We start from the raw sequence: 9,881 nt of genomic DNA, 5'->3' as shown, positions 1-9,881 counted from the left end.
GGCCGGCGGGACCATGGCGATCAGCTCGCGGCGCTTCGGCTGGACGAAGTGGGCCAGGCCGGTGGCCAGGAACATCAGGGCGAGGCCGCCGCGCAGCGCCGGCTGCCAGGCGTCGAGCGCGTCGACGCCGAGCAGCCCGACGAGTCTGAGGACGCCGAAACCGCCGACCAGGAAGACGAACGGAGCCATCTCCCACTCCCATCGTGTCACTCATCTTGTCATTGGAAAGATTTCGGCGTCGACTATAGCCCGTGTAACTTGTCAGTGGAAAGATTCAGTGGAAGGGGCGGCAGCGGAGGTGGCGGAGATCAGTCAGGCGAGCGGCTACCACCACGGAAACCTGCGCCGGGCCGTCATCGAAGCGGCCCTCGAGGCGATCGAGGAGTCGGGGCCCACCGGCTGGAGCCTGCGTGCGGTGGCCCGCCGCGCCGGGGTCTCGCACGCCGCGCCCGTGCACCACTTCGGGGACAAGACCGGGCTGCTGACGGCGGTGGCCGCCGAGGGGTACGGACTGTTCGCGGACGCGCTGGAGGAGCGGGCGGCCGGCGGGGACTTCCAGGAGGTCGGCGTCGCCTATGTGCGCTTCGCCGTACGGCGTCGCGCCCACTTCGCGGTGATGTTCCGGCCCGAGCTCTACCGGCCGGACGACCCGGCGCTGGTCGCCGCGCGTGACCGCGCGGGCGCCGTGCTCGCCGCCGGCGCGCGGCGGCTCTCACCGGAGCCGGCGGATCCGGCGCTTGACCGGGCGGTCACCCTCGCCGCCTGGTCGGCCGCGCACGGCTTCGCCAGCCTCTGGGTGGACGGCGCGCTGCCCGAGGCGCGCGACCCGGGGCAGGATCCGGAGGACGTGGCGCGGCGGGTGTTCCGGGCGATGTTCCGGTGGGGGGCCGAGGGGCGCGACGCTTGACGGGGGGTATTGGGCGTTTTATCTTAGAAAGTGCCTGTGGGGCGAGCGAGGGAGTTCGATCCGGAGATCACTCGGGAGACTGGCTAGAGACCAGGTCGGACCGAGATTCGAAGGACGAGCTGAGAGGCTGAAGGTCGGGCAGGTGGACCGGAGGCGACCTCCACAACCTGATCCGGATCATGCCGGCGCAGGGAGCCCACCTCGCAGGTCTTACTTCTGCCGGAGGCGGTCACCGACCGTCGCCGGGCTTTCGCGTTCCGTGTGTCAGGCGTTCCCGCCACCTCGGCCGTTCCCGCCACCTCTGGCCGTTCTCGCCCCGTCGGCCGTTCCCGCCGCGTCAGTCGCGCTCGCCCCGTCGCAGGAAGCCGTCAAGGCGCGAGCCGAGCCGCACGCCGTCCCGCTCGGTCCAGTGCCGGCGCAGCACCCGGGCGCCGACGCACGTGTCGACCCCGGTGATGCCCGCGAAGGCGCCGAGGTCATGGGTGATGAAGCGCGCCAGGTCCTCCTCGTCACGGTAGACGCCGTAGTGGATCATCGACGAGGAGCCGGCCACCATCGAGACGTAACGGGCCGACGGATGGCCGCCGAGCGTGTCGAGGAGCTCGGGGATGGCCTGCGGCAGCGCGGTCAGCGACATCAGGGCGTTGAGCGGGTAGCCGAGCAGCGTCGGCTCGATCTCCACCCGGGGCCACAGCGCACCGCACTCCAGCAGGTGCTGCGAGGTGCGGTAGGCGGTGGAGCGGCTGACGCCGAGTTCGCGGGCTATGTCGGCGGCGGTGATCCGCCCGTTGGCGGCCATCAGCTCGAGCGCGCTGCGCTCGAGGTCCGACAGCTGCTCGGGCGAGGTCAGCCGCTCGCCCGTGACCTGGACGGCGTGCTCGCGCAGCCGCTCGGTCTGGTCCTGGTCGAGCCGGTGCAGCCGCCAGCTCTGGCCCATGGTGTGGGCGCGCAGCACCAGTTGGGACTCGGTGGAGACGATGCCGGGGATGCCGGGCAGCCGGTTGGTGAGCAGATCGAAGATGTCGGTGCCGAGCAGTGGGTAGACCGTGCAGTAGATGTCGGCCTTGCCCGTGGTCAGCAGCAACGTCTGCACCTCGGCCAGCTCGAGGATGCGGCGCGCCACCTCGGCCGACCGCCCCGGCACGCAGTTGATCCACACCTGGCGCGGGTTCTCGGTCGTGATCAGCGGCCAGTCGAGGCGGCCGACGACGCGCAGCAGCCGCTCGGAGCGGAGTCTGCCGAGGCGGCGCGCGATGGTGCTCGCGGAGCTGTCGAGCACCTCGGCGAGCGCGTTGACCGGGGTGCGGGGCGCGATCTGGAGCGCCGCGACCAGATCGAGGTCGACGTCATCGAGCAACCGCTCCTCCGGGCGCTTCGATGACCGCCGGGTGGTGACGGTGGCCGTTGGCATGACGCCGATCCTAGTCGGCGCCGGTCGGACCTCGTCCATCACCGGGAAGTTACGCGAGCGAAACAGTCGCGAAGCACGGACCCATTGACACATTTACCCGCTGTGGCGTCTCATGATGGCGCAATACGCCACCAGGCGCGCCGAGTGTGCGGACGGGTGGTTGAAGATCAGACGAGAGGTTCCGGATGTGGAGACCAGGACAGCGGGGGACCGCCCCACCAGCTCGATGGCCATCACCCTGCGTGTGCTCGGTGTCATCGAGCGGTCGGGCAACAGACTGCCCCATCCCTTCTGGCTCTTCGTAATACTCAGCGGCGTGCTGCTCGGCCTGAGCTGGGCGCTCAACGCCGCCGGCGTGTCCGCCGAGTCGCCGACGGACGGCGCGACCGTCGCCGTCAAGAGCCTCGTCTCGGACGCCGGCGTCACGATGATGCTCGACGGGCTGATCGAGAACTACGCGGCCTTCCCGCCGCTCGGCGTCGTCCTCGTCGTGATGCTCGGCGTCTCGGTCGCCGACAAGGCCGGGCTGCTCACCGCCATGCTGCGCGCCGCGCTGGCCCGGGTGCCGGTCAGGGCCGTCACCTTCGTGATCGCCTTCACCGGCATGATCGCCCACATCGCGTCGGACGCGGCGTTCGTGGTCATGATCCCGCTGGGCGCCATCGCCTACCGCTCCATCGGGCGCAGCCCGGTGCTCGGCGCCGTCGTCGCCTTCGTCTCGGTCTCCGGCGGGCACGCGGCCAGCCCGCTGGTCACCCCGTCCGACGCCACGCTGGCCGCGCTCACCACGGCGGCCGCCCACACGATCGACCCGGAGTACGCGGTCACCCCGGTCGCCAACTACTTCTTCTCGCTCGCCTCCTCCGTCCTGCTGGCGCTGGTCGTCACGCTCGTCGCCGAGACGCTGCTGAGCCGCCGCGTCGCGCAGATGGCCGCGGACGACGCCGTGGCGGACACGGAGGGAGCCGGCGTCGACGACGAGCTGCCCGACCTGTCGCTCAGCGCCGACGAGCGCCGCGGGTTGCGGCACGCCGGCTACACGGCCCTCGCGCTGGTCGCCGCCATCGCGGCCGCCGCGCTGCCGGCCGGCTCACCGCTGCGCGGCGAGCACGGCGCCGTCATCGACTCGCCGCTGGTGCACAACGTCGCCGTCTTCCTCTCACTGCTCTTCTTCGCCACCGGCGTCGCCTACGGGCGGGCGGTCGGCGCGATCCGCGAGGCCAAGGACATCCCCGACCTGATGGCCCAGGGACTGCGTGAACTCGCCCCGATCCTCGTGCTGTTCTTCGCGATCTCCCAGTTCCTCGCCTACTTCAGGTGGACCGGCATCGGCGAGGTCATGGCCATCAGCGGCGCCCGGCTGCTCGACTCCTCAGGCGTGCCGCTCACCCTGATCTTCGTCGGCGTCATCCTGGTGGTCAGCGTGATGAACCTGGTCCTCACCAGCGGCTCGGCGATGTGGGCGCTGATCGGCCCGGTGTTCGTGCCGATGCTGATGCTGCTCGACGTCGCGCCCGAGACGACCTGGGCGCTGTTCCGGATCGCCGACTCCTGCACCAACGCCATCACGCCGATGAGCCCCTACTTCGTGCTCTGCCTCGGCTTCGTCCGCCGCTACCGGCCGCGGGCGGGGATCGGCACGCTGATGTCGCTGACGCTGCCGGTGTCGGTCTCGATGCTGGCCGTCTGGACGGTGCTCTTCCTCGGCTGGTACGCGCTCGGCATCCCGTTCGGCCCGGGCGCGCCGACCCCCTGACCTCCGCCCCCTGAGAACCCGCACGTCACGATCCACCGGAGAACCGAAAGACCATGCCCGCACCCGCGCCCGCGCCCGACCTGTCCCGCATCGCCACCTGGTGCCGCGACCCGAAGCGGCTCGACGACCAACTCGCCGACCTGCGGCGCCTCGTCGAACAGGAGTCGCCGAGCGAGGAGAAGGCACTCCTCGACGCCGCCGCCGACCTGATCACCGCGCTGCTCGACGAGCGGCTCGGCCGGCCCGACCGCCTCGTCCGGCACCGCGAGCCCGAGCTCGGCGACGTGCTGGAGGCCGAGTACCTGGGCGACCCGGGCGCCGGCGTGGTGACCGTCGTCGGCCACTACGACACGGTCTGGCCGGCCGGCACGGCGGCCGGCTGGCCGTTCACCGTGGTCGACGGGCGGGCCTCGGGGCCCGGCGTGTTCGACATGAAGGCCGGTGTGGTGCAGGGCATCTGGGCGTTGCGCGCGCTGCGTGAGCTCGGACTGCCGCGCCCCACCGTCCGCTTCGTGTTCAACGGCGACGAGGAGACCGGCAGTGTTGTCTCCCGGCCGCACATCGAGCACGCCACGGACGGGGCCCTGGCCACGCTGGTGCTCGAGCCGGGCGGCGAGTGGGGGATCAAGGTCGGCCGCAAGGGCGTCGGCATCTTCAACCTCACCACCACCGGGGTCGAGGCGCACGCCGGCCTCGACCCGACGAAGGGCGCGAGCGCGGTCCACGGTATGGCCGACGTGATCCGACGCCTGGTCGCGGCGGCCGACCTGGACCGCGGCACGACGGTCAACGTCGGCCGGATCAGCGGCGGCACGGCGCGCAACGTCATCGCGGGCCGGGCGGACTGCCTGGTGGACGTGCGGGTCGGCAGCGCGGAGGAGAGCGCGCGCATCGACGGCGTGCTGGCCGGCCTCGACGCGCCCGACCCCCGGGTCACCGTCACGGTCGACGGCGGCTGGAACCGGCCCCCGATGCTGCCCGGCCCGGCCGGCCGCCGCGTCTTCGAACTGGCCGACGAGGTCGCCACCGCCATCCGCGGGCCGCTCGCCGAGCTGTTCGTCGGCGGCGGCAGCGACGCCAACTTCGTCGCGGCGCTCGGCCGGCCCGTGCTGTGCGGCATGGGCGCGACGGGCGACGGCGCCCACGCCCGCCACGAACACGTCCTGGTCGCCGACATCCCCGACCGCACGGCCCTGACGGCCGGCACGCTCCTGAGGCTCGCGAGCGGTTCCTTGTCGGCGCCGGCCTGAGCACCGCGCCGGCGCCGACCCGCCGGTCGCGAGGTCCGGGCCGGCGCTCGGGGCGGGCGGCCTCCCTACGATGTCGCCATGACGATCTCCGGACGGGAACAGCCGCTGATACGCGTCCTGCACGACGAGTCCCGCCGCGACCTGCGGGATCCGACTCGTCCGCGTCCGGTCCGGGTCTACCTGTGGGAGCCGGGCGATCCGTTGGCCGCGCCCGCACCGCTCGTCATGGTCTCGCACGGCACCGGAGGCTCGGGCGGCGCCATGGAGTGGCTGACGCGTCCGCTGTGCGAGGCGGGCTTCCGGGTGGTGGCCCTCGACCACCACGGCGACAACTTCGTCGACGGCTACGAGCCGGAGGGCTTCCTGCACGTGTGGGACCGGCCCCGCGACGTCTCCTTCGTCCTCGACGCGCTCGCTCGGGAGCAGCCCCTGGGCCCGGTCGGTGCCGCGGGCTTCTCCCTGGGTGGTTACACGGCCGTGGCACTCGCCGGGGCCCGGGTCGATCCGCGGCTCCTGTGGGCGATGCTGACCGGGGCGGTCCCGTTGCCCGAGATCCCCGAGTTCCCCGGCGTGTTGGAGGCGCTGCGGAAGAAGCACCCGCTGGACGAGTCGGCACGGCGCGCGGTGGACGCCGGCGCGGCGGACCTCTCGGACTCCCGCGTGCGGGCGGTGTTCCAGGTGGCCCCCGGCGTCGGCGGTCTGGTGACCCGGGAGAGCCTGGCGACCGTCCGGGTGCCGGTGGGCATCCGCTGGGGCGGAGCGGACACGGTCAACCCGTACGACGTCGACACCAGGCCGTACCTGGAGCACATCCCCACGGCCAGCGGCCACTCGGCCGGCCCCGACGTCCGCCACGACGACTTCTTCGCGCCTGAACCCGCCGACCCGGAGGCCCGCGTCCGGGTCGGCGGCGAGGCGGTCGCCTTCTTCCTGCGGCACCTCGGCCACGGAGGCGGTGCCGGGCGCCGTCGGTACGGCGCTGAGGACGGCCGCGCGATCCCGCATCAACGCACGCGCCCGTAGCATCCATCCATGGGCCTGGTGAGCGGGAGTGCGAGCGGCGGTGGCCGGCCCGGCGGGCAGTGGTTCCCGCCCGAGTGGCCGGAGCGGATCCGGGCGTTGGCGCGCGGCGAGCTGACGCCCGTCGTGCCGCGGGTGGCGGCGACCGTGCTGCTGCTGCGGGACGGCGCGGACGGGCTCGAGGTGTTCCTGCTGCGGCGGCGGCTTTCGATGGCGTTCGCGGGCGGGGCCCACGCCTTCCCCGGCGGCGCCATGGAGCCGGGCGACGAGTCCGTGCGGTACACGGCGGCCCGCGAGCTGTTCGAGGAGACGGGCGTGCTGCTGGCCGCGCCGGCGGCCGAACCCGGGCGGCTGGTCGCCGAGGCGGTGACCGAGGGGGACCCGCCGCCGTTCGGCGAGCTGTTGGCGCGGCGCGGCCTGGTGGCGCGCGGCGACCTGCTGGGGGCGTGGGCGCGCTGGATCACGCCGGAGTTCGAGGCGCGCCGCTACGACACCTGGTTCTTCGTCGCCGCGCTCCCGCCCGGTCAGCGCGCCCGCAACGCCTCGACCGAGGCCGACCACACCGGATGGCTGCCGCCCGCCCTGGCCATAGCCCGCTACGAGCGGCGCGAGCTGCTGATGATGCCGCCCACCGTGGCCACCCTGCGGCGGCTGCTCCCGCACCGGACGGTCGCCGCCGCGCTGGCCGAGGCGGCGGCCGGCGGCGATCCCGAGCCGGTGCTGGCGCGGGCCCGTCTGGTGGGGGACGAGGTGGTGTTGAGCTGGCCCGGGTATGAGGAGTTCGAGAAGCGGCTGCCCAGGGAACCGACGGCGGGTGGCGAGGAGAGTGGGGAGCGCACGAGATGACCGACGCGTCCGCACTGCCGGGTCGGCCGGACGACGCGGTGCTTGACGGGCCAGCCACCGAGCGGTCCTGCTGCCTGCTGGCGCCCAACCCGTCGCCCATGACGCTGGACGGCACCAACACCTGGATCCTCGCCGAGCCAGGATCCACGGCGGCCGTGGTGGTCGACCCGGGCCCGGCCGACGAGGGGCACCTGCGCCGGGTCGCCGACACGGTGGCCGCGGCCGGCCGGCGCGTAGCGATGACGCTGCTGACGCACGGCCACGCGGACCACACCGGGGGCGCGCCCACGTTCGCGCGGCTGACCGGCAGCCCGGTGCGGGCGCTCGACCCCCGGCTCCGGCTCGGCGACGAGGGGCTCGCGGGCGGCGACGTGATCCGGGTGGCGGGCCTGGAGGTGGAGGTGGTCGCCACGCCCGGGCACACCGCCGACTCGCTGTCGTTCCACATCCCGGCCGACGGGGCGCTGCTCACCGGCGACACGGTGCTCGGCCGGGGGACCACGATCATCGCCCACCCGGACGGTCGGCTCGGCGAGTACCTCGACTCGCTGCGCCGCCTCCGCGAGTTCACCGAGCGCGCGGGGCTGCGCACCGTGCTGCCCGGCCACGGGCCGGTGCTGCGTGACCCGGCCGGGGCGATCGACTACTACCTGGTGCACCGCGCCAAGCGGCTCGCCGAGGTGGAGACGGCCTACGAGGCCGGCCACCGCACCGCCTCCGAGATCGTGGCCCACGTCTACGCGGACGTGGACCGCTCGGTGTGGCCGGCGGCCGAGCTGTCCGTGCTCGCCCAGCTCGAATACCTGCGCGAGCACGGCCTGGTCGCCTGACGGCCAGAGCGGCGGAGCGGCTCAGCGGGAGCGGCGCGCCAGCCGCTCGATGTCCAGCAGGATCACGGCGCGCGCCTCGAGCCGCAGCCAACCGCGGGCCGCGAAGTCGGCCAGCGCCTTGTTCACCGTCTCGCGGGAGGCGCCCACCAGCTGGGCCAGCTCCTCCTGGGTCAGGTCGTGCACCACGTGGATGCCCTCCTCCGACTGCACGCCGAAGCGGCGCGAGAGGTCGAGCAGCGCGCGCGCCACGCGCCCCGGAACGTCGGAGAAGACCAGGTCGGACATCTGGTCGTTGGTCCTGCGCAGCCGGCGGGCCACGGCGCGCAGCAGCGCGGCCGCGACCTCGGGGCGGGCGCTCAGCCAGGGCTGGAGGTCGCTGTGGCCGAGGCCGAGCAGCCGCACCTCGGTGACGGCGGTGGCGGTGGCGGTGCGCGGACCCGGGTCGAAGAGGGAGAGCTCGCCGATCAGCTCGCCTGGGCCGAGCACGGCCAGCATGTTCTCCCGGCCGTCGGGCGAGGTGCGGTGCAGCTTGACCTTGCCGTCGGTGACCACGTAGAGGCGGTCGCCCGGATCCCCCTCGTGGAAGAGGGTGTCGCCGCGGGCGAGCGTCACCTCGGTCATGGAAGCGCGCAGCTCAGCGGCCTGCTCGTCATCGAGCGCCGCGAAGAGCGGGGCGCGCCGCAGAACGTCGTCCACGAGTGCCTCTCCTTATCGGCCGGGGTGCGCCGGGCGGTGGGGCGCGGTCACGCCCCTCATCATGCCGGACGCTCCGGCAGTGCTATCAGTCACAAGTCTGGCCTACCGGAACCCGCCCTCCTACGCCAGGGGCCCGTTCGGGCCGTGATTCGGTGGAGGCTCGGGCGAATGTCGGTGCCGGCGTTTACGCTGGCCGGGTGGCCAACGGCCGGGAGATCGCCCGGTGGTGGCGGAGTGACGAGGCCGTGGGGAAACCACGGCGAAGATCAGTAAGGAGGAGCCGGGCGGGTGAACGCGAGCCAGGATTCCGCTGTTGGCGAACGCGCTGCTCCGCGCGGGCGAGCCGGCGCCGCCCGTTCGGCGGGCGCCGGGCGGCCGGAGAGCCGGGTCGCCATGGTCCGCAGGGCCAGGAAGATCAACCGGGTGCTGGCGGACGTCTTCTCCTACGCCCACCCCGAGCTCGACTTCGAGGACCCCTATCAGCTGCTGGTGGCCACGGTGCTTTCGGCCCAGACCACCGACCTGAGGGTCAACCAGACCACGCCCCGGCTCTTCGCCGCCTACCCGACCCCCGAGGACCTGGCGGCCGCCGACCCGGCGGTGGTCGAGGAGATCATCAGGCCCACCGGCTTCTTCCGCGCCAAGACCAAGTCGCTGATCGGCCTCTCCGCCGCCCTGCGGGACGAGTTCGGCGGCGAGGTGCCCGGCCGCCTCGAGGACCTGGTGCGGCTGCCGGGCGTGGGCCGCAAGACCGCCCACGTCGTCCTGGGAAACGCGTTCGGCAGGCCCGGCATCACCGTGGACACCCACTTCCAGCGCCTGGTCCGCCGCTGGCGGTGGACGGAGGAGTCGGAGCCGGAGAAGATCGAGGCCGCGGTCGGCGAGATCTTCCCCAAGAAGGAGTGGACGATGCTCTCGCACCGCGTCATATTCCACGGGCGCCGCATCTGCCACAGCCGTAAGCCCGCCTGCGGCGCCTGCCCCGTCGCACATCTGTGCCCCTCGTACGGTGAGGGCGAGACGGACCCGGAGAAGGCCAGGAAGCTCCTGAAGTACGAGCTCGGCGGCCAGCCGGGCCAGCGGCTCAAGCCCCCGGCGGACTACCCGGGCAAGCCGGCCCCGGCCGCCGGCCCCTGAGCCTCGGGATTCCACACGGGCCCCACCC

9 protein-coding genes, 1 pseudogene and 1 riboswitch are annotated in these 9,881 nt (G+C 73.3%); of the genes and pseudogenes, 7 read left to right on the top strand and 3 right to left on the bottom strand.

Features of this window, described 5'->3' with window-relative positions; all coding sequences use genetic code 11:
• Positions 1-189, bottom strand: a pseudogene (locus E1265_RS39700) (hypothetical protein); the annotation flags it as partial.
• 109 nt (positions 190-298) lie between these two features.
• Here E1265_RS39700 and E1265_RS27495 point away from each other — a divergent pair.
• Positions 299-907: a TetR-like C-terminal domain-containing protein gene (locus E1265_RS27495; protein ID WP_132933694.1), complete on the top strand. Its 609-nt coding sequence runs from the start codon at positions 299-301 to the stop codon at positions 905-907.
• A gap of 37 nt (positions 908-944) precedes the next feature.
• A riboswitch (TPP riboswitch) is annotated at positions 945-1,118 on the top strand.
• A gap of 126 nt (positions 1,119-1,244) precedes the next feature.
• Here the strand turns inward: E1265_RS27495 and E1265_RS27490 are convergent.
• Positions 1,245-2,318 carry an Lrp/AsnC family transcriptional regulator gene (locus E1265_RS27490; protein WP_132933693.1) on the bottom strand — a complete coding sequence of 358 codons (1,074 nt, stop codon included), beginning with the start codon at positions 2,316-2,318 and terminating at the stop codon, positions 1,245-1,247.
• A gap of 187 nt (positions 2,319-2,505) precedes the next feature.
• Here E1265_RS27490 and E1265_RS27485 point away from each other — a divergent pair, with 187 nt between their 5' ends.
• The 5 genes from E1265_RS27485 to E1265_RS27465 all read left to right on the top strand — a co-directional run bounded on the left by E1265_RS27485 (position 2,506) and on the right by E1265_RS27465 (position 8,020).
• The gene (locus E1265_RS27485; protein ID WP_243741146.1) at positions 2,506-4,074 is read left to right on the top strand and encodes an AbgT family transporter; all 1,569 of its coding nucleotides are present in this window, start codon (positions 2,506-2,508) and stop codon (positions 4,072-4,074) included.
• A gap of 53 nt (positions 4,075-4,127) precedes the next feature.
• Positions 4,128-5,324 carry a M20 family metallopeptidase gene (locus E1265_RS27480; protein WP_132933692.1) on the top strand — a complete coding sequence of 399 codons (1,197 nt, stop codon included), beginning with the start codon at positions 4,128-4,130 and terminating at the stop codon, positions 5,322-5,324.
• 78 nt (positions 5,325-5,402) lie between these two features.
• Entirely contained in the window at positions 5,403-6,347 is a 945-nt protein-coding gene (locus tag E1265_RS27475) for an alpha/beta hydrolase (protein ID WP_132933691.1), read from the top strand.
• 9 nt (positions 6,348-6,356) lie between these two features.
• The gene (locus E1265_RS27470) at positions 6,357-7,190 is read left to right on the top strand and encodes an NUDIX domain-containing protein (protein WP_132933690.1); all 834 of its coding nucleotides are present in this window, start codon (positions 6,357-6,359) and stop codon (positions 7,188-7,190) included.
• Positions 7,187-8,020, top strand: a complete 834-nt coding sequence (locus E1265_RS27465; protein WP_132933689.1) for an MBL fold metallo-hydrolase — start codon at positions 7,187-7,189, stop codon at positions 8,018-8,020. Before E1265_RS27470 ends, E1265_RS27465 begins: the two co-directional genes overlap by 4 nt.
• Before the next feature lie 21 nt (positions 8,021-8,041).
• Here E1265_RS27465 and E1265_RS27460 read toward each other — a convergent pair whose 3' ends face one another.
• Entirely contained in the window at positions 8,042-8,716 is a 675-nt protein-coding gene (locus E1265_RS27460; RefSeq protein ID WP_132933688.1) for a Crp/Fnr family transcriptional regulator, read from the bottom strand.
• Positions 8,717-9,004: 288 nt separating this feature from the next.
• On the opposite strand from E1265_RS27460, the gene nth reads away from it, so the two are divergent.
• Positions 9,005-9,853: an endonuclease III gene (gene nth / locus E1265_RS27455; protein ID WP_132933687.1), complete on the top strand. Its 849-nt coding sequence runs from the start codon at positions 9,005-9,007 to the stop codon at positions 9,851-9,853.
• Positions 9,854-9,881: the final 28 nt, after the last annotated feature.

Origin of the sequence: Streptomyces sp. 8K308 (assembly GCF_004348315.1) — a bacterium.
Lineage (GTDB): Bacteria > Actinomycetota > Actinomycetes > Streptomycetales > Streptomycetaceae > Streptomyces.
Note: the sequence above shows the minus strand (reverse complement) of the source record. Positions and strands in the feature narration are given on the sequence as shown.

Excerpts from the sequence above, each read along its gene's own strand:
- E1265_RS27480 (WP_132933692.1), top strand. The coding sequence starts at position 4,128 with ATGCCCGCACCCGCGCCCGCGCCCGACCTGTCCCGCATCGCCACCTGG.
- E1265_RS27490 (WP_132933693.1), bottom strand. The coding sequence starts at position 2,318 with ATGCCAACGGCCACCGTCACCACCCGGCGGTCATCGAAGCGCCCGGAG.
- E1265_RS27475 (WP_132933691.1), top strand. The coding sequence starts at position 5,403 with ATGACGATCTCCGGACGGGAACAGCCGCTGATACGCGTCCTGCACGAC.
- E1265_RS27470 (WP_132933690.1), top strand. The coding sequence starts at position 6,357 with ATGGGCCTGGTGAGCGGGAGTGCGAGCGGCGGTGGCCGGCCCGGCGGG.
- E1265_RS27465 (WP_132933689.1), top strand. The coding sequence starts at position 7,187 with ATGACCGACGCGTCCGCACTGCCGGGTCGGCCGGACGACGCGGTGCTT.